Annotated in this window: 17 protein-coding genes and 1 pseudogene; 16 read left to right on the top strand and 2 right to left on the bottom strand. The window is 69.3% G+C overall.

All coding sequences use genetic code 11. The annotated features are described in order from the left end of the window. Positions 1-33: 33 nt before the first annotated feature. Positions 34-3,717 carry a chromosome segregation SMC family protein gene (locus AB4Y80_RS04645; RefSeq protein WP_442212173.1) on the top strand — a complete coding sequence of 1,228 codons (3,684 nt, stop codon included), beginning with the start codon at positions 34-36 and terminating at the stop codon, positions 3,715-3,717. A 39-nt stretch (positions 3,718-3,756) separates the two neighbouring features. Here AB4Y80_RS04645 and AB4Y80_RS04640 read toward each other — a convergent pair whose 3' ends face one another. Further along, complete coding sequence (locus AB4Y80_RS04640) at positions 3,757-5,079, bottom strand: MFS transporter (RefSeq protein WP_442212211.1); 1,323 nt, start codon at positions 5,077-5,079, stop codon at positions 3,757-3,759. Between the two features lie 59 nt (positions 5,080-5,138). Here AB4Y80_RS04640 and ftsY point away from each other — a divergent pair, with 59 nt between their 5' ends. The 3 genes from ftsY (at position 5,139) to AB4Y80_RS04625 (ending at position 8,278) form a co-directional block, all read left to right on the top strand. Further along, a complete protein-coding gene (ftsY, locus tag AB4Y80_RS04635) occupies positions 5,139-6,335 on the top strand; it encodes a signal recognition particle-docking protein FtsY (RefSeq protein ID WP_442212172.1) in 1,197 nt (398 codons plus the stop codon). Positions 6,336-6,587: 252 nt separating this feature from the next. Further along, the gene (locus tag AB4Y80_RS04630; RefSeq protein ID WP_442212171.1) at positions 6,588-7,943 is read left to right on the top strand and encodes an ammonium transporter; all 1,356 of its coding nucleotides are present in this window, start codon (positions 6,588-6,590) and stop codon (positions 7,941-7,943) included. Next, positions 7,940-8,278 (top strand): P-II family nitrogen regulator, encoded by a 339-nt coding sequence (locus AB4Y80_RS04625; RefSeq protein WP_442212170.1) that lies wholly within the window; start codon positions 7,940-7,942, stop codon positions 8,276-8,278. Before AB4Y80_RS04630 ends, AB4Y80_RS04625 begins: the two co-directional genes overlap by 4 nt. Positions 8,279-8,582: 304 nt before the next feature. On the opposite strand, the gene AB4Y80_RS04620 is transcribed toward AB4Y80_RS04625, so the two are convergent. Next, on the bottom strand, positions 8,583-9,983 hold the full coding sequence (locus AB4Y80_RS04620) for a glucose-6-phosphate dehydrogenase (protein ID WP_442212210.1): 1,401 nt from the start codon (positions 9,981-9,983) through the stop codon (positions 8,583-8,585). Between the two features lie 450 nt (positions 9,984-10,433). Here AB4Y80_RS04620 and ffh point away from each other — a divergent pair, with 450 nt between their 5' ends. The 12 genes and pseudogenes from ffh to lepB all read left to right on the top strand — a co-directional run bounded on the left by ffh (position 10,434) and on the right by lepB (position 19,406). Further along, the gene (ffh, locus tag AB4Y80_RS04615; RefSeq protein WP_442212169.1) at positions 10,434-12,008 is read left to right on the top strand and encodes a signal recognition particle protein; all 1,575 of its coding nucleotides are present in this window, start codon (positions 10,434-10,436) and stop codon (positions 12,006-12,008) included. 75 nt (positions 12,009-12,083) lie between these two features. Continuing rightward, positions 12,084-12,809: pseudogene (locus AB4Y80_RS04610) on the top strand (alpha/beta fold hydrolase); the annotation flags it as partial. A 186-nt stretch (positions 12,810-12,995) separates the two neighbouring features. Then, positions 12,996-13,505, top strand: coding sequence for a GNAT family N-acetyltransferase (locus tag AB4Y80_RS04605; protein WP_442212168.1), 510 nt, complete (start codon positions 12,996-12,998; stop codon positions 13,503-13,505). A gap of 119 nt (positions 13,506-13,624) precedes the next feature. Next, positions 13,625-14,206 carry a dihydrofolate reductase family protein gene (locus tag AB4Y80_RS04600; protein WP_442212167.1) on the top strand — a complete coding sequence of 194 codons (582 nt, stop codon included), beginning with the start codon at positions 13,625-13,627 and terminating at the stop codon, positions 14,204-14,206. Between the two features lie 103 nt (positions 14,207-14,309). Beyond that, positions 14,310-15,194 (top strand): VOC family protein, encoded by an 885-nt coding sequence (locus AB4Y80_RS04595; protein ID WP_442212166.1) that lies wholly within the window; start codon positions 14,310-14,312, stop codon positions 15,192-15,194. Between the two features lie 63 nt (positions 15,195-15,257). After that, positions 15,258-15,710, top strand: a complete 453-nt coding sequence (locus tag AB4Y80_RS04590) for a hypothetical protein (protein WP_442212165.1) — start codon at positions 15,258-15,260, stop codon at positions 15,708-15,710. 309 nt (positions 15,711-16,019) lie between these two features. Then, positions 16,020-16,427 carry a 30S ribosomal protein S16 gene (gene rpsP, locus AB4Y80_RS04585; RefSeq protein WP_442212164.1) on the top strand — a complete coding sequence of 136 codons (408 nt, stop codon included), beginning with the start codon at positions 16,020-16,022 and terminating at the stop codon, positions 16,425-16,427. Between the two features lies 1 nt (position 16,428). Then, positions 16,429-16,671 (top strand): RNA-binding protein, encoded by a 243-nt coding sequence (locus AB4Y80_RS04580; RefSeq protein WP_442212163.1) that lies wholly within the window; start codon positions 16,429-16,431, stop codon positions 16,669-16,671. Positions 16,672-16,803: 132 nt separating this feature from the next. Further along, positions 16,804-17,352, top strand: a complete 549-nt coding sequence (gene rimM / locus AB4Y80_RS04575) for a ribosome maturation factor RimM (RefSeq protein ID WP_442212162.1) — start codon at positions 16,804-16,806, stop codon at positions 17,350-17,352. After that, complete coding sequence (gene trmD, locus AB4Y80_RS04570) at positions 17,352-18,167, top strand: tRNA (guanosine(37)-N1)-methyltransferase TrmD (RefSeq protein ID WP_442212161.1); 816 nt, start codon at positions 17,352-17,354, stop codon at positions 18,165-18,167. Before rimM ends, trmD begins: the two co-directional genes overlap by 1 nt. A 207-nt stretch (positions 18,168-18,374) precedes the next feature. Further along, positions 18,375-18,734 carry a 50S ribosomal protein L19 gene (gene rplS / locus AB4Y80_RS04565; protein WP_442212160.1) on the top strand — a complete coding sequence of 120 codons (360 nt, stop codon included), beginning with the start codon at positions 18,375-18,377 and terminating at the stop codon, positions 18,732-18,734. Positions 18,735-18,746: 12 nt separating this feature from the next. Next, positions 18,747-19,406 (top strand): signal peptidase I, encoded by a 660-nt coding sequence (gene lepB / locus AB4Y80_RS04560; RefSeq protein WP_442212159.1) that lies wholly within the window; start codon positions 18,747-18,749, stop codon positions 19,404-19,406. Positions 19,407-19,425 lie beyond the last annotated feature (19 nt).

Here is a 19,425-nt window from a genome sequence, read left to right as displayed (position 1 = left end):
AGGAAATGGCCCGTTGCAGGAGAATAAACCAGTTTGCATCTAAAAACTCTGACCGTGCGCGGATTCAAGTCGTTCGCCTCGGCCACCACCTTCGACTTCGAGCCCGGGGTGACGGCCGTGGTGGGTCCCAACGGCTCCGGCAAGTCCAATGTGGTGGACGCCCTGGCCTGGGTGATGGGTGAACAAGGCGCCAAGACGCTGCGCGGGGGCAAGATGGAGGACGTCATCTTCGCCGGCACCTCCGGCCGTCCGCCGCTGGGCCGGGCCCACGTCTCGCTGACCATTGACAACGCCGACGGCGCCCTGCCGATCGAATACTCCGAGGTCACCATCTCCCGGACCCTGTTCCGCACGGGCGGCTCGGAATACGCCATCAACGGCAGCAGCTGCCGGCTGCTGGACATCCAGGAACTGCTCTCGGACTCGGGCCTGGGCCGGGAAATGCACGTGATCGTGGGCCAGGGCCAGCTGGATAAGGTCCTGCACGCCACGGCCGAGGACCGCCGCGGTTTCATTGAGGAGGCCGCCGGGATCCTCAAGCACCGCCGGCGCAAGGAAAAGACGCTGCGCAAGCTGGACGCCATGTCCGCCAACCTGGCCCGCCTCAGCGATCTGACCGGGGAAATCCGGCGCCAGCTCACGCCCCTGGGCAAGCAGGCCGCCGTGGCCCGCCGCGCCCAAGCCGTCCAATTTGACGTGCGCGACGCCCGGGCCCGCCTGCTGGCCGACGACATCGTGACGCTCTCCACCGCCGTCGACCGGGACGTGGCCCAGGAGCAGGCGCTGAAAGTCCGCCGCGAGCACGTGGAACACGAGCTCCAAGGCGCCCGGGAGCAGCAGGCCCGGCTGGAGCAGCTCTCCGCCGCCGCCACCCCGGTGCTCAATGCCGCCCGGGACACCTGGTATCAGCTCTCCGCCACCCGGGACCGGCTCAAGTCGCTGGGCGCGCTCGCCGCCGAACGCCGCCGCCACCTGGGCTCGGCCGAGGCCGCCGCGGATCCCAGCCGCGACCCGGACCGGCTCGCCGAGCAGGCCCAGCGGGTCCGCGCCGAGGAGGCCGAGCTGGACCTGGCGTTGGAGGAGCGGCGCTACGGCCTGGAGACGGCCATGGAAATCAAGGAGGATGCGGAGGCCGCTGTCCGGGCCGAGGACGAGCGCATCCGCAATCTCCTGCGCGCCACGGCCGACCGCCGCGAGGGCCTGGCCCGGCTGGCCGGCCAGGTGGCTTCCGCCCGGTCGCGGGTGGAATCGGCCGAGGCGGAGATCGGCCGGCTGCGCCACGGCATGGCCTCAGGCACCGAGCGGCACCAGTCCGCGGCCGAGGAATTCGCCGCCCTGGAGGCCCAGGTCGCCGGTGTGGAGGCCGGCGAGGAGCGCCTCGACGCCGACTACGAGGACGCCGCCGCGGCCCTGGCCGCCCTCGACACACAGATCGCCGGGCTCACCGACGCCCAGCGCGCCGCCGAGCGTGAACGCGAGGCCCTGGCGGCCCGCCGCGACGCCCTGGCCGTGGGCCTGCTGCGCAAGGACGCCTCCGCACACCTGCTCGCGACAGGCCAGGCCGGGGTGATCAGCGCCGTCGCGGACCTCCTCACCGTGGCCCCCGGCCACGAAACCGCCATCGCCGCCGCCCTGGGCGCGGCCGCCGAAGGCGTCGCCGTGGTGGACGGCGCCACCGGGCTGGCCGCCCTCGAGCGGATCAAGACGGACGACGGCGGTCGCGTCACCCTGGTCCTCGCCGGCGCCTCCACACACTTGGGCGGTGCCGGCAGCGCCGCCGGCAACGCTGATTCGGCGGACCCCGGCCCGGCCGGGCCGGCGGCCGCAACCGCCGCCCCATCGCCGGCGGCCGCACTGGTCGCGGCCGCACTGGCCGCGGGCACCGTGCCGGGGGCCGTCGCCGCCCGTTCCCTGGTGGACTGCCCGCCCGGGCTCAGCGGCGCCGTCGACGCCCTGCTCGAGCGCGTGGTGCTGGTGCCGGACCTGACCCGCGCCGCCGACCTTGTTGCCGGGCACCCCGGGCTGACCGCCGTGACGGCCGACGGCGACGTGCTGAGCGCACACTCAATGCGCGGGGGCTCGGCGACGGCGCCGTCGCTGCTGGAACTGCAGGCGGCCGTCGATGAGACCGACGCCAGGCTCGCCGCCGTGACGGCGGACGCGGAACGGGCCCGTTTTGCCCTGGCCGCCGCCACGCCCCTGCGCGAGAGCGCCGCGGCGGCCGAGGCCGCGGCCCTGGCCGGGCTGCACGATTCGGACGCGCGGTTGGCGGCGGTGGCGGAGCGGCTGGGCGTGCTCGGGTCTACGCTGCGGTCCGCGGCGGGGGAGACGGAGCGGCAGGCGGCGGCCCTGGCCGTGGCCACGGCGAACCTTGGGCGGGAGGAGCAGGCGCTCGCCGAGGTGGCCGCCCGGCTGGCCGCCACCCGGGAGGCCCCGGCCGACGCCGACCCRTCGCTGGATGACCGTGACGAGCTGGCAGCGCAGGCCGTGGCGGCCCGGGCCGCGGAGATGGAGTCCCGGCTGGGGCTGCGCAGCACCGAGGAACAGCTCACGGCCACCCGCAACCGGGCGGCGGCACTGGAGCGGGCCGCCGCCGCCGAGCGGCTGGCGCGCGAACAGGCCGCCCAACGGGCCGCCCGACGCATGTACCAGGGGCGGAAGGCGGCGGCCGTGGCGGCCGGCGTCGAGCATGTCCTGCCGTTTGTGGAGGCCTCCATCACGCTGTCCGAGCGGGAACGCGACGCGGCCGAGGCCCTGCGGGCCGCGCGGGAGGTCGAGTTGATGGCCGTCCGCTCCGCCACGCTGGAGCTGGAGCGGGAGCTGGCCACGCTGACCGATTCCGTGCACAAGGACGAGCTGGCCCGGGCCGCCCAACGCCTGCGCATCGAAGACCTGGAAAACAAGGCCATCGAGGAGCTCGGGCTGACCGTGGAGCACCTGGTCACCGAATACGGACCCGACACGCTGGTGCCGCTGGGACCCGGGGAGGTCACGGACAAGTGGGCAGCGCTGCGGGTGAGCGTTGACGAGGCCGGCGAAGAGATCCGCGAAGGCACGCCGTTTGTGCGCGAGGAGCAGGAAAAGCGGCTCAAGCGTGCGGAGCGCGACTTGGCGGCCCTGGGCAAGGTCAACCCGCTGGCGCTGGAGGAATTCGCGGCGCTGGAGGAACGGCACCAGTTCCTGGCCACGCAGCTGGAGGACCTCAAATCCAGCCGCAAGGACCTGATGGACATCATCAAGGAGGTCGACCGGCGCGTGGAGGAAGTGTTCACGTCCGCCTACGCCGACACGGCCGCCCAGTTTGAGCGGGTGTTTGCCCGGCTGTTCCCGGGCGGGGAGGGCCGGCTGGTGCTGACCGACCCGAGCGACATGCTGACCACCGGCATCGAGGTCGAGGCCCGGCCCGCCGGGAAGAAGATCAAGCGGCTGTCCCTGCTCTCCGGCGGGGAGCGCTCGCTGACCGCCGTGGCGCTGCTGGTGGCCATCTTCAAGGCTCGCCCGTCGCCGTTCTACGTGATGGACGAGGTGGAGGCCGCCCTGGACGACACGAACCTGGGCCGGCTGATCACCATTTTTGAGGAGCTGCGCGAATCCAGCCAGCTGATCATCATCACGCACCAAAAGCGCACCATGGACGTGGCCGACGCCCTGTACGGGGTTTCCATGCGCGGCGACGGAGTCTCCGCCGTCATCAGCCAGCGCATGAACCACGCCTGACCCGGCGGCCGCGGGAGCCCCCGGGGTCCGCGGGACCGGCTACCGCTGCGTTTCGCGGGCCGGGAGCCAGAACAAGGCCGCCAGCAAGGCCACGGCGGTGGCCATGGCAAACGCCGGGCCGTAGGAAAACGCGTCGACGACGGCGCCGGCGGCGATCGGGCCGATGATGGTGCCGAAGTCCTGGCTCATCTGGAACGTGGCCAGGACCTTGCCGCCGGAGCGGTCGTTGCCGATGACGTCGGCCACCGTGGCCTGCTGCGCCGGGCCCATCAGGCCGCTGCCCAGGCCGGCAATCGCCGAGACCACGAAGAACCAGAATTCATTGCCGGTGAAGCCCAGGACGCCCATGCCGATCCCGTTCACGGCCAGGCCCAGCAAGATCATGGGCTTGCGCCCCCACGTGTCCGCGAGCCGGCCGGAGAACATCAGGGCGACGCCGGTGCCCACGGCAAAGACGGCAAGAGAGATGCCGGCCACCTGCGGGCCGGCACCCAGGGCGGCCGTGGCGAACAGCGGCACCAGGGCCATCCTGATCCCAAACGCGGACCAGCCGTTCGCGAACCCGGAGACCAGCACCGCCCGGTATGCGGGCAGGCCCAGCGCGGCGCGCAGCGGCAGCGGCCGCGCCTTTGCCGCCGGCACGGGCACCGGCACCGCGGGCACGGGCACCCGCACCGGCGCGGCCGCCCGTACGTCCGCCGCTACGGGCCGCGGCGTGGCGCCGTCGGGGCCCGTCGCCGGGCGGGGCACCACGGCCAGCCTGGGTGTGGCGGCCACCAGGGCCGGCAGCTGCGTTGCCACCAGCAGGGCCACCAGCACCAGCGCCCCGGCGTAGACCAGGAACGGCAGCTGCAGGCCGAACCCGGCCAGCAGCCCGCCGATGGCCGGCCCGGCGATCCCGCCGAGCAGGAACGACCCCGAATACAGGCTCGAGACCCGCCCGCGCGCCTGCGGCGGGGCGAGCCGGATCAGCAGCCCCATGGAGGCCACCGTGAACATCGTGGAGCCGATGCCGCCGAGCCCCCGGTAAAGCAGCAGCTGCCAATAGTTCTGGGCGAACGCGCAGGCCGCCGAGGACGCCGCCACAATCACGATGCCCACAATGTACGTCCGCCGCTCGGCGAGCCGCTCCACCAGCACCCCGCTCAGCGGGGCGAACAGCAGCCGGGTGAAGGCGAACGCGCTGACGACGATCGCCGCGGCGCTGACGCTGACATTGAAACTCTGCGCAAATTGCGGCAAAACGGGGGCCACGATGCCGAACCCGACGGCAATCAGGAAGGCCGCGGCAACCAGGACCTTGATTTCGCGGGGAAGTTTGACGGACGGATCGGGGAGCGCAGTAGTGAGGGACATCAGCATTGAGTTTGCCACAGCCTGCGCCAACCGGTGCGAGAGGCCCCCCGTGAGAGACTGGGGAGGTGAACGAAACCCTTGCCATCATCTTGTACATCGTTGTTGGGCTCGCCGTCATCGGCGGCCTTATCCCTGTCTTCGTGAAGGCCTACAGAAGCAACCGGGACTACACCGGCCCGCGGGACGCCAACGACCCCGCGCCCACGCACGACGGCGGCTCGGCCGCCGGCACGTTGCTGGCGGATCGCCCGGGAACCCAGGTTCCGCCGTCGCTCGCCGAGCCCGAAACCCAGGCCCCGGCGCCGGGCCTTGACCAAGAAACCGCGGTGGAGACGCCGCTGCCGGTGGAGGGGCGGCTGGTGCGGCTGCGGGCGCGGCTGGCGAAGTCCAACAACGCGCTGGGCAAGGGGCTGCTGGCGCTGCTCGCGCGCGATTCGATCGACGAGGGCGTGTGGGAGGAAGTCGAGGAGACGCTGCTGCTGGCGGACATCGGCACCGAATCCACCATGGCGCTGGTGGACACGCTGCGCGAACGCGTGAAGGTGTTGGGCACGCGCAGCCCCGACCATGTCCAGGCCATGCTGCGCGAGGAGCTCATCAAGCTGGTGGATCCCACCATGGACCGGACCTTGAATATTGAGCGCCACGACGGCCGCCCCGCCGTGCTCATGGTGGTGGGCGTCAACGGCGTCGGCAAGACCACCACCGTCGGCAAGCTGGCGCGGGTGCTGGTCGCGGAGGACAAGGACGTGCTGCTGGGCGCCGCGGACACGTTCCGCGCCGCCGCGGCCGAGCAGCTGGCCACGTGGGGCGCCCGGGTCGGCGTGCCCACGGTGAGGTCCCACGTCGATGGCGCGGACCCCGCCTCCGTCGCCTTTGAGGCGGTCAAGGCCGGGATCGAGCAGGAGGTGGACGTGGTCATGGTGGACACGGCCGGGCGCCTGCAGAACAAGGTGGGCCTGATGGACGAGCTCGGCAAGGTCAAGCGCGTCATTGAAAAGCAGGCCACCGTCGATGAGGTGCTGCTGGTGCTCGACGCCACCACCGGGCAGAACGGACTGACCCAGGCGAAGGTGTTCGCCGAGGTCGTGAACATCACCGGGATCGTGCTGACCAAGCTGGACGGCACCGCCAAGGGCGGCATTGTGGTCGCCATCCAAAAGACTCTGGGCGTGCCGGTGAAGCTGGTGGGCCTGGGCGAGGGCGCCGACGACCTGGCACCCTTTGACGCCGAGGGCTTCGTGGATGCCCTGCTGTCCTAGACAACTCGGAACGGCCCTAGCCGGCTCTGGACGGCCCTAGACGGCCCTAGACAACTCTGAACGGCCCGGCGCGTAACGTGCCCGAAACAATGGCGGCGACAGGAATTAACCTGTCGCCGCCATTTGTAACATCCCGGAAATTATCGTCGCGGCCGGCGGAAACACGCCCGCGGCATCGTTGTAAGCGTCCAGATTGCACCAGCCGGCGAAAAAGCGGCACGCAACTTTTCTCGCAACGAAAGGCCAGACACCATGAATACTGGCGATACCGCGTGGGTCCTCGTCTCCGCAGCCCTGGTGCTGCTGATGACTCCGGGCCTGGCATTTTTTTACGGCGGCATGACCCGGGCCAAGGGCGTGCTGAACATGATGATGATGAGCTTTGGCACCATCGCCGTGGTCGGGGTCCTCTGGGTGCTCTTTGGCTACTCGGCGGCGTTCGGCAACGACATCGGCGGCGGCCTGCTCGGCAACCCGCTCGCCAAGCTCGGCCTGCGGGGCGTCCTTGACACCGGCGACGGCGCGCCCCTGGTGGGCACCATCCCGGAGGTCGCGTTCGTGGGCTTCCAGGCGGTGTTCGCCATCATCACCGTTGCCCTGATCACCGGGGCCATTGCGGACCGGGCCAAGTTCGGCGCCTGGATGGTCTTTGCCGCCATCTGGGTGACGCTGGTCTACTTCCCGGTCGCCCACTGGGTGTTCGCGTTCACCAAGGACGCGGCCGGCAACCCTACCGGCGGCTGGATCGGCCAGGGGATGGGCGCGATTGACTTTGCCGGCGGGACCGCGGTCCACATCAACGCCGGAGCGGCCGCCCTGGCGCTGGCGCTGATCCTGGGCAAGCGCAAGGGATTCGGCAAGGACCCCAGCCACCGCCCGCACAACATGCCGTTCGTCATGCTCGGCGCCGGCCTGCTCTGGTTTGGCTGGTTCGGCTTCAACGCCGGCTCGGCCCTGGGCGCCAATGCCGTGGCCGGCTACGCGTGGATCAACACGCTGGCCGCACCGTGCGCCGCCATCCTCGGCTGGCTCCTGGTGGAGAAGCTGCGGGACGGCCATGCCACCTCCCTCGGTGCCGCCTCCGGGGCCGTCGCCGGCCTGGTCGCCATCACCCCGGCCTGCTCCGCGCTGACCCCCCTCTGGTCCCTGGTCCTGGGCCTGCTGGCCGGCGCCGTCTGCGCCGTGGCCGTCGGCCTGAAGTACCGGCTGGGCTTTGACGACTCGCTCGACGTGGTGGGCGTGCACCTAGTGGGCGGCATCCTGGGGACGCTGTTCATCGGCCTGGCCGCGGACCCGAACTCGCCGGCCGCCGGCCAGGGCCTGTTCTACGGCGGCGGCCTGGCACTGCTGGGCAAGCAGTCCCTCGCGGCCTTCGCCGTGATGACCTACTCGTTCGTGATCGCCTACGTGGTCGGCTGGATCATCAACAAGACCATCGGCTTCCGAATCTCCTCCGCCCATGAGGCCGCCGGCATCGACATCTCCGTCCACGCCGAGTCCGCCTACGACTTTGGCGGCCGCGTCTCGGGCAGCTTCTCGCCCCTGGCGGAGATCGACGGGCACCACCAGGGGACCGCGGCCCCCCACGAGGCAAAGGTAGACGCATGAAACTGATCACCGCCATCATCCGCCCCGAACAGCTCGACGACGTCCGCAGTGGACTGGAGAGCTACGGCGTCCAGGGCCTGACCGTCAGCAGCGCGCACGGCTACGGCCGCCAGCGCGGGCACACCGAGATCTACCGGGGCGCCGAGTACACGGTGGACCTCCACCCCAAGATCCGCATCGAGGTCCTCGCCACCGACGATCAGGCCTACGACCTCATGGACATCATTGTCGCCAGCTCCAACACCGGGAACGCCGGCGACGGCAAGGTGTGGACGGTCGAGGTGCATGAGGCCGTCCGGGTCCGCACCGGGGAGCGCGGCACCGCCGCCATCTGAGCGCACGACGCCGGCACCCGGGTGAGCCGTCCGGCCCGCCCGGGTGCCGGCGTCGTCCGCGCGGCGTGAGCAACGGTGGGACGTGGGTGCGCATTGGGGGCGCACCCACGTCGCGGCCTGTCACAGGAAAAATGGTCCACCGCCATGCGCGCAACTGCCCGCCAGTCGTGCGCCGGTGGGCACGGGGCGTAAAACCTGGCGCGAGTTCCGCGCATGAGAAAAGTGATCTCACCGCCAGGCGCGGAACCCGGCGTGAATCCTGCGCAGGGGGAATCAGCGCGCGCTGCGGCTCGACCGCGCGGCGTCAGTCGTTGCTGGTGGTCCAGCCGGCCGGGCCCGCGGAGCCGGCGGGGTAGGACTCCAGGGGAACGGAGCCGTCCTTCCAGGCGGCAAACGCCGGCTCGACGATCCGCCAGCATTCCTCGGCCGTGTCGCCGCGCACGGACAGCAGCGGATCGCCGCTCAGGACGCCCTCGAGCACCTCGCCGTAGGGCAGGAGGGGGTCGCTCGAGAGGTCCGTTTCAAGCTGGACCCGGTCGAGGGTGAAGAGGTCGCCGGGGCCGTTGACGTCAATATCCAGTGTGAGGGTTTCCGGGCCGAAGCCAATGTGCAGGCGGGTGGGGGAGTCGACGCCGGTGAAGCCGCCGGGCAGGTGCGGGACGGGCTTGTACGTGACCACGGCCTCCTTGCGGTTGCCACGCAGCGCCTTGCCCGAGCGCAGAATGAACGGGACCTTGGCCCAGCGCCAGTTGTTCACGAACACCTCCACCTCGGCCAGGGTCTCGGTGTTGTTGGCGGGGTCCACGCCGTCCTCGGCCACGTAGTCGGGCACCGCGCGCCGCCCGATGGTGCCGGCCGTGTAGCGGGCGCGGCGGGTGGAGGCGGCGTAGTCCGGGGCCGCCGCGTTGCCGATGGTGCTGGCCCGCAGCACGGCGGCGATGCTGGAGCGGACATCGTTTTCGTTGAGCGTGGCGGGCGGCTCCATGGCCATGATGGCCATGATCTGGAGCAGGTGGCTTTGGATCATGTCGCGGCCGGCGCCGGCATGGTCGTAGTACCGGGCGCGGTTCTCCAGGGTCAGGTCCTCATCAAAGATGATCTCCACCTTCTTAATGTGCTCCGCGTTCCACAACGGCTCCAGCAGCCGGTTGGCAAAGCGCAGGCCCATGATGTTCAGCACCGTGGACTTGCCCAGGAAGTGGTCCACCCGGTGGATGCGGTCCTCGGCCACCAGCCGGGCCAGCGTCTTGTTGAGGGCACGGGCGGACTCTTCGCTGGAGCCGAACGGTTTTTCCATGACCAGGCGGGTGCCGGCGGGCAGGTCCGACTTCTTCAAAACCTCGCAGGCTTTTTGGCTGACGGCCGGGGGCAGGGCGAAATACAGGGCCACGGGGCCCTCGACGGTGGCCAGAAACTTGCCGAGCACGCCCGCGGCGGTCACATCCAGGTGGTGGTAGCTGCTGTTCTTCTTGACCGCCCGGAGCTCCTTGATGCCGCCGGCGGTGGAGTCCCCGCCGGGCGCCAGGGCGTCGGCAAAGCCGTCCTTGAGCCGCTTCTGCCACTTCGCGGCACTCCAGTCGTCGTTGCCGGCGCCCACCAGCGTGATGCCGGGGGCCCGGCCGGACGCGATCAGCCGTGCGACGCCGGGCAGCAACAGCCGGCCGGTCAAGTCGCCCGACGCGCCCAGGATGACCAAGGTCTTGATGCGCTCGCCGGCGGCCGAGTTGGCCGAGACCCCGCCCGCCGGGGCCGGCCGCGCCGGTGACCCGCCCGCTGGTGACCCGCCCGCGGGGCCCGGGGATCCGGCGTCGTGCTGGGCAGTTGCGCGGCTGGGGACTCTGGTGGTTTTCGTCACGTCACCAAGCATGCCACTTCGGCCCGTGAATGTCCGGGACGACCGGAGCCGGGCTGGAACTCGTCCTCCACCGGGCCTGGCGCGGGCCCGGTGCACACAATGGATATTTCCTGCAGCGAATACGCCCCGGCAGTTGATACCCTTGATAGTTGAGTCCCACAGGAAAGGGAGCGGGCTGGCCACAGCGTCTGCCCGCCGTTCTCATCCTGCCATTCGAAGTGCCGCACACCCCGCGGCTCGGCCGTCCCGGTCGGACCGCGGAGTGCCGGTGAACCCCCAGACGAAAGAAGTACACGGCGCGTGTTCAACTCCCTATCTGACCGGTTGACAGCAACTTTCAAGAACCTGCGCGGCAAGGGCAGGCTCAGCGAGGCCGACGTCGATGCCACCGTGCGGGAGATTCGTCGTGCCCTGTTGGACGCCGACGTCGCCGTGCCCGTGGTGCGTGAGTTCACCGCCAAGGTGCGCGATCGGGCGATGGGCGCCGAGGTCAATGAGGCGCTGAACCCGGCGCAGCAGATCGTGAAGATCGTCAACGAGGAGCTCGTCGCGATCCTGGGCGGGGAGACCCGGCGCATCAACCTGGCGAAGAACCCGCCCACCGTGATCATGCTGGCCGGCCTCCAGGGTGCCGGCAAGACCACGCTCGCCGGCAAGCTCTCCAAATGGCTCAAGGGCCAGGGCCACAGCCCGCTGCTGGTGGCCGCGGACCTGCAGCGCCCCAACGCCGTCAAGCAGCTCCAGGTCAACGGCGAACGCGCCGGCGTGCCCGTCTTTGCCCCGCATCCGGGCGTCAGCAGCGAATTTGAGGCGGCCACCGGCGATCCCGTGGCCGTCGCCCGGGCCGGCGTGCAGGAGGCGCGGACCAAGCTGTACGACGTCGTGATCGTCGACACCGCCGGACGCCTCGGCATCGACGCCGAACTCATGAAGCAGGCCGCGGACATCCGCGCCGCCATCAACCCGGACGAAGTCCTCTTCGTCATTGACGCCATGATCGGCCAGGACGCCGTCACCACGGCGAAGGCGTTCGACGACGGCGTCAACTTCACCGGCGTCGTGCTCTCCAAGCTCGACGGCGACGCCCGCGGCGGCGCGGCCCTGTCCGTCGCCTCCGTGACCGGCAAGCCCGTCATGTTTGCCTCCACCGGCGAGAGCCTGGACGACTTCGAACTGTTCCACCCGGACCGCATGGCCAGCCGCATCCTGGACATGGGCGACGTCCTGACGCTCATCGAGCAGGCGGAAAAGAACTGGGACAAGGGCGAAGCCGAACGGATGGCGCGCAAGTTCGCCGACCAGGAGGACTTCACGCTCGATGACTTCCTGGCCCAGATGCAGCAGATCCGCAAAATGGGCTCCATGAAGAAGATGCTCATGATGATGCCCGGTGCGGCGAACATCCGCCAGCAACTGGAAAACTTTGACGAGCGCGAGATCGACAGGGTGGAGGCGATCGTGCGCTCCATGACCCCGCATGAGCGCATGGCCCCCAAGATCATGAACGGCTCCCGCCGCGCCCGCATCGCCCGCGGTTCCGGCGTGCACGTCTCGGAGGTCAACGGCTTGCTGGAACGGTTTAGCCAGGCCCAGAAGATGATGAAGAAGATGGCGCAGGGCGGCGGCATCCCGGGCATGCCCGGGATGCCCGGGCCCGGCGGCTTTGGCGGTGCCCGCAAGGGCAAGAAGGTTGTCAAGAAGAAGGCGCGCTCGGGCAACCCGGCCAAGGCGGCCCAGGAATTGCGGGAGGCCCAGGAGCGGGCGAATGCCCCCCGGGCCCTGCCCACCGGTGCCGCCTTTGGCGCCGGCAACCAGGATTTTGACCCGTCGAACCTGAACCTGCCCAAGGGGTTTGAGAAGTTCCTCGGCAAGTAGATTGCCGTCCTTTCGGGCGGGCCGGGGGCTGCCCCGGCGGGCCCGGCTTACAGGCTGATCCGGTACCCTGCTGGAATGACGAAAACCCGGATTGTGTTTGTGCACGGGATCGACGGCTACGGGGCCGCGGCCTGGCCCATGCAACACAGCCTGGCCCGGCGCTACGATTGTCTCTTTCTCAAGCGGACCGGTTTTGACGCCGTCGAGCCTCCCGCCGCAACGGACTTTGCCGCGGACAGGCAAATTGTCATTGACGCGCTGGGGGCGGGCGGGCACGTGGTGGCGCACGCACAGGGCGCCATCGCGGCCATGATGGCCGCGCTCGAGCGGCCCGAACTGGTGAAGTCCCTGGTGCTCGTGGAACCGGCCACGTTCTCGCTGACCGCCGAACAACCCGCAACGCTGGCTTATCGAGAACATTTGGAGCCGCTGTATGCGCGCCGCCACGAGCTCGGCGACGCCGAATTTGCCGAGGAATTCCACCGGCTGACGGCGACGATGGCGGGCGCGGCCGAGGCCGGCGGCGGGACCGCGGCGCTCTCGGTGCCGCGCAGCGCACCCGTCGAGTCCCAGGAGCGGGTGGAGGCCCGCATTCGCCTGCAGGCGCCGTCGTGGGAGGCGCCGCTGCACATTGTTCCCGGCGTTCCGACCCTGGTGATCACGGGGGGATGGGAGCCGCTCTATGAGGAAATTGCCGACTACCTCGTCACCACCGGCGCCCGGCACGTGATCATGCGCGGCGGGCACCGGCCGCAGGACACCGCCGCCGGCGCCGAGGAGATCGAGGGTTTCATCGCGGCCGCGAGCCACGGCGGAGCCAGTGGGCCTGACGACGGTGGCACTGATGACGGAGAGGCTGATGACGGAGGGGCTGATGGCGAATTACCCGCCGCAGGCCCCGTCTCCGAAATCCCCGCAGCAGGCCCCGTCTCCGAAATCCCCGCCCCGGACGGCCCCGGCGGCGGGAACCGCGGCTAAACTCACACCATGTTCGAGATCCGCCCGGCCGCGCTCAGCGAGTTCTCCCTGCTGCCGGGGCTGGAGGCCGAGGCGGATGAGGTCTTTGCCACGCTGGACCCGCCCCTGCCGTCCGGCGATTTTCCGCCCCCGGGCACGGCGGCCGACTTCGCCGAGGCCTTTCACATCATGGTGGCGGGCCGCCCGCCGGTCGGTTTTGTGCGGCTGGAGGTCGTGGACGGCCGGGCCCACCTGGGCCAACTGGCCGTGCTGCCGGATTACGGCGGGCGGGGGATTGGCCGGGCGCTGGTGCTGGCCGCCAAGGCGTGGGCGCAGGAGGCCGGCTTCCACCTCATGACGCTGTGCACCTTTGCCGATGTGCCGTTCAACGCCCCGTTCTACGCCACCTGCGGATTTCATGAACTCCCGGACGCGGACCTGCCGCCGGGGTTGCGCGCCCTGCGCCGGGAGGAGATCCGGCTCGGCCTGGACGCCCTGGGCCGCCGCGTCGCCATGATGGCGCGCCTTGACTCTCTCTGATCTTGACTCTCTCTAGTCTTGACGCTCCCCCATATTGCCCGGTGCCGAACATCTCCCCCGTGACTAGGCTTGAGGCAGGCGGCCGGAAAGTGCCGGCCCATGCCGGAAGGGAAACGGCCGTGAGAAAAGTTATCGTGACCAACAACATCTCCCTCGACGGGGTGATGCAGGCGCCGGGCCGGCCCGACGAGGACGTCCGCGGCGGCTTCGAGCGCGGCGGTTGGGCCCTCCCCTACAACGACCCGGTCATGGGCCGCGTGTTGGGGGAGGGGATGGCCCAGACCGGCGCCCTGCTGCTCGGACGCCGGACCTACCAGGACTTTGCCGACTACTGGCCCCGGCAGCAGGACAGCCCGTTCACGCAGGTGTTGGCGAACCTCCAAAAATACGTGGCCTCAAGGACGCTCGCCGAACCACTGCCCTGGGAAAACTCGACCCTGCTCACGGGCGACGCCGCCGACGCCGTGGCGGAGCTCAAGGAGCAGGCGGGCCCGGACATCGTGATCCTGGGCAGCGGGGAGCTGATCCAGTCGCTGCGAGGGCGCGGGCTGATCGATGAATACGTGCTGCTGATTCATCCGCTGGTGCTCGGATTGGGCCGACGCCTATTCCCCGACGGCGGCGCCGCCGCGGACTTCCGGCTCGCCAACAGTGTGACGACGACGACCGGCGTCGTCATCGCCACCTACCGGCCCGCCTGAGGACGGCCGGCGGCCAATCGTCGCGGGACAGCTGCACCCGGGAATAACTTGAAGCTTCAAGTAGTTTGCTAGGATATAACCACCGACAAACTTGGGAGCAACAATGACCGCAACGCACGACCTCCTCTCCTCGGACCTGGCCATGGGCACCGTGATGCTCAAGGTCGGCGACATGAAGCTGATGAGCAACTACTACCAAAAGGCGCTGGGCCTTGACGTCGTCGCCGAGGCCGACGGCGGCCAGTACCTGGGCCGCGGCACCACCCCGCTGGTCCACCTGCAACCGGCCAAGGGCCTGAACCTGCCCGCCCGCGGCGAGGCCGGCCTGTTCCACACCGCGCTGCTCTTCACCGACCAGGCCGCCCTGGCCGCCACGGTGGCCAGCGCCGCCCAATACAACCCGCAGGCCTTCGCCGGCAGTGCCGACCACCTGGTCTCGGAGGCCTTCTACTTCACCGACCCCGAGGGCAACGGGATCGAACTGTACTGGGACCGCCCGCGCACCGAATGGAACTGGTCCAACGGCACCGTCGCCATGGACTCCCTGGCCCTGCCCCCGCAGCAGTACCTCACCGAGCACCTGACCGAGGCGTCGGTGACGGGCCAGCGCGAGGCAAATGCCGGCGTCGGGCACATCCACCTGCAGGTGGGCGACGTGGCGACGGCCGAGAAATTCTACGTGGACACGCTCGGCTTTGAGCGCACGGCCGGCTGGCATGGGCAGGCCCTGTTCGTCGCCGCCGGCGGCTACCACCACCACATGGCCATGAACGTGTGGAACAGCCGCGGCGCCGGCCCCCGCAAGGACACGCTGGGCCTGGGCGAGGTGCTGATCCGGCTGCCCAAGACGGACGACGTCGCCGCGCTGGCCGAGCGGTTGGCCCACCATGGCGTCGCCGTCGCCAATACGGGCGCGGAGATTCTCTTTGGCGATCCGTGGAACAACCGGATCCGCGTTAGTGTGGAGTCTGCACCCGCCACAGCGTAAAGCTGAGCGGGCGGCCGGCGCCCTCGCAACGGGCGCCGGCTCCCACCTGAGAAAGGCACCCGCTTGGCAACGTACTCCGAGTTCTTCATCGCCGACCACCATCAGGCGGTGGCAAGGGCCAAGGCCCGCGAGGCCGGCACCCCGCCGCGCATCGACGTGCCCGTGCTGCCCACCCCGGGCCTGGGCGATTTTGAAATCGAGGTGCTCGGTGCGCTGGCCGTGAAGAAGGTGCACGCCACCGGCGTCGGCGCCGAACTGAGCCTCGTGGACATCGAGCTGGACACCCTGTACGCCGTCCCGGATGCGCTCCTGGAGGTCTTCGCCGAGCTCAATGCCCCGGAAGACCCCGAGGACGTCACCGAGCTGGCCGCCGAATGGGCCGCGGCGGAGGAAATGGAGTCCACCACGGAGATCACCGGGCCGCTGCTGCGCCAGCTTGCGGCCATGTCCGCCACGGTGCTCAAGGAAGCCGAAAACGACTCCCGGCTGGGGCTGTTCTTCTTCTCCGCCGAATAACCCCCGCCCCGTCAACTGGCCCGCAATAGATGTCCAAAAACGAGCGAAATCGCCCATTTTTCGACATCTATTGCGGGTCAGTCGGGGGTCAGTCGCGGCGGAGGGCGGCACGGGAGGGACACCACGCCCGCCCCGGCGCGCGCGGCGTCGCGCCGATGCCGGATCATCTGGCATAATGGACGGGTACTCGATCCGCGCGGCCCCTCTCTCCGTGTGACGATCCTGTCCTTAGAATTCCGTAGATCGGCCCGCCCCACGGGAGCGTGAGACGGATTTCGCCCCTTTTTCGAACCAGGAGTAACCACAAAAGTGGCCGTAAAGATTCGCCTTAAGCGCTTTGGTAAAATGCGCGCCCCGTACTACCGCATCGTCGTCATGGACTCGCACGCCAAGCGCGACGGCCGGGCCATCGAGGAGATCGGCAAGTACCACCCGACCGAAGAGCCTTCCTTCATCGAGGTCAAGTCCGACCGGGCCCAGTACTGGCTCGGCGTTGGCGCCCAGCCGTCCGAGCCCGTTGCCAAGATCTTGAAGATCACCGGTGACTGGCAGAAGTTCAAGGGCCTCCCGGGCCAGGAGGGCACCTTGAAGACCAAGGCCCCGAAGGCCGCGTTCGTGGCTCCCGAAGCCAAGAACGTCATCGTCAAGGAAGCCATCACCAAGAAGGCCAAGAAGGCCGACGCCGATGAGGCCGCCGAGAGCACCGAGGCTGAGTAAGTTGCTGGCTGAAGCGCTGGAGCACTTGGTCCGCGGGATCGTTGATTCCCCCGAGGACGTCAAGGTGAGCGTTAAGAACAACCGCCGCGGGGAATCCCTCGAGGTGCGCGTTCACCAGGACGATCTGGGCCGCGTCATTGGCCGCCAGGGCCGCACCGCCCGCGCACTGCGCACCGTGGTGGCGGCACTGGCCAAGGGCGAGCCGGTCCGCGTGGACGTTGTCGACACGGACCACCGCCGCTAGGCTGCCCGGCAGGCCTTCCGCCAGCGGGCGGGCGCAGCAGTGTTCCGCAGTGAAGCCAACCGTTTGGCCCCGGCACCATAATGGTGTCGGGGCCAAATTTTTTCGCACGAGACCCACGTATTAGGAGAACCCATGCAGGTCCAGGTTGCCCGGATTGGCAAACCCCACGGCATTCGCGGCGAGGTGACGGCCCTTGTCCTCACCGACGCCCCCGACTCCCGCTTCGCCGTCGGCACCCAGTTCGCCGCGGAGCCGGCCAAGCTGGGCACCCTGACCGTGCGTAGCTCCCGCTGGAACAAGGACATCCTGCTGCTCGGCTTCGAGGGCACCACGACCCGCAACGAGGCCGAACTGCTGCGCGGGGCCACCTTGTTCTTCGAGTCCGACGATGACCAGGACGACGACGCCTGGTACGAACACGAGCTGGTGAACCTTGCGGTGCGGGTCGGCACCGAGACGGTGGGCAAGGTCACGGGACTGYGCACCCAGGCCGCCCAGGACCTGCTCATCGTGGAGGACAACGACGGCGACGAGGTCCTGGTCCCGTTTGTGGATGAGATCGTCCCCGAGGTGAACATCGAGGCGGGCTACGTGCTGCTCACCCCGCCCGAGGGCCTGTTTACGCTCAACAAGGAGGGCGGCGGAAGCGACGAAACCGGCCCGGTGGGGTCGGGCGAGTAATGCGCTTTGACGTTGTCAGCATCTTCCCGGAGTACCTGGCCCCGCTGGAACTGAGCCTGATCGGCAAGGCCCGCACCGACGGCCTGCTGGAGCTGGCCGTGCACGACTTGCGCGCCTACACCACCGACCGCCACCGCACCGTGGACGACACCCCGTACGGCGGCGGCGCCGGCATGGTGATGAAACCCGAACCGTGGGCGCAGGCCCTTACGGAGATTGCCGCGGCAACGCCCGCCGGACCGGGCGGCCGCAGGCCCACCCTGATCGTCCCGTCCCCGGCCGGTGAGGTATTCACCCAGAAGCTCGCCTACGAGCTGGCCGAGGAGGAGCACCTGGTGTTTGCCGCCGGACGCTATGAGGGCATCGACGAACGCGTCCTGGACTGGGCGGCGGAGCAGTACACGGTCCGCCCCATCAGCCTGGGCGACTACGTCCTCAACGGCGGCGAGGTGGCCGTGCTGGCCATGGTGGAGGCGATCGCCCGGCTGGTTCCCGGCGTCGTCGGCAATCCGGAGTCCCTGATCGAGGAATCGCACGCGGACGGCCTGCTCGAATACCCGGTCTACACCAAGCCCTCCACGTGGCGGGACAGGGCGGTGCCGGAGGTGCTGCTCAGCGGCAACCACGGCAAGATCGCCAAGTTTCGCAAGGAGCACCAGCTGCGCCGCACGGCGGCCCGCCGCCCGGACCTGCTGGAACGATTGGACGTGGCCAACTTCAGCAAGACCGACCGCAACGTCCTGTGGGACCTCGGGTACGCCGTCGTCGACGGCAGGGCCGTGCTGCGCGGGGACGACCGCGCGGAGAACGATTAGTCTCCGCCCGCCAACTATGGCAAAATGGGTGAACGTGCCTACTGGGCGCGTTCCTGCCACGGGGGGAACGTCCGCCAACAGAACGGCGCACCGGCCTTCCAGCCTTGGAATCCGGTCACACAATTTTCGATTCCACGACTGGCCTCGCGCCGTCCGTGGGACGCGACACAACATAAATGACCCGTGGCGTTTATCTGGAGTAAGAACATGCATCTTCTCGATTCTGTTGACGCAGCCAGCCTGCGCAGCGACATCCCCGCCTTCCGTGCCGGGGACACCCTCAACGTTCACGTGAACATCATTGAAGGCAGCCGCTCCCGTGTCCAGGTGTTCAAGGGCTTCGTCCTTGGCCGCCAGGGCGACGGCGTCCGCGAGACGTTCACGGTCCGCAAGGTCTCCTTCGGTGTCGGCGTGGAGCGTACCTTCCCGGTACACTCCCCGGTCATCGAGAAGATCGAGGTTGTCACCAAGGGTGACGTGCGCCGCGCCAAGCTGTACTACATGCGCAACCTGCGCGGCAAGGCTGCCAAGATCAAGGAAAAGCGCGACGCCATCCCCGCCAAGTAAGGGATCCGCACTTTGACTCAAGCGAAACGCCGGTCCAGGAAACTGGGCTGGCGTTTTGTTGTATTGGGCGTTGTGCTGCTCTTTCTGGCTGCGGCGCTGGTGCGCAACGTGTGGGTCGACGTGTACTACATCCCTTCCGTTTCCATGGAGCCGCTGCTGGTCACCGGCGACCGCGTCCTGGTCTCCCGCACGGATTTTGCCGCCGCCCCCATCCGGCGCGGCGACGTGGTGGTCTTTGACGGGCGCGGCTCCTTCACCTCGCTGGATTCCGGCTTCGGACCCCTCATGGACGCCGCGGTCGGCACCGGCCAGTGGCTGGGGCTGGTGCCCAACAACAACATCTACGTCAAGCGGGTGCTGGGCGTGGCCGGGGACACCGTCAAGTGCTGTTCCGCGGGCGGGCTGCTGGAGGTCAACGGGGTGCCCGTCACGGAGAGCTACCTGTACCCGAAGGACGTGCCCAGCGAGATTTCGTTTGAGGTCACGGTTCCGCAGGGTAAATTGTGGCTTATGGGCGACCACCGCAATGTCTCACTGGATTCACGGTCCCTGCTGGGCGCGCCCGGCGGCGGCCTGATCGACACCGAGAGGGTCATCGGCCGGCCGGTGGCCACCGTGTGGCCRCTGGGGCGCATGCATGCGCTGGAACGGGACCCCGTCCGCGCACCCTAGTCCCGTCCACCACCTCGTG

The sequence above is a fragment of the Specibacter sp. RAF43 genome (assembly GCF_052114065.1).
GTDB lineage: Bacteria > Actinomycetota > Actinomycetes > Actinomycetales > Micrococcaceae > Specibacter.
The sequence above is the reverse complement of the archived record's forward strand: the minus strand, read 5'-3'. Positions and strand labels throughout refer to the sequence as shown.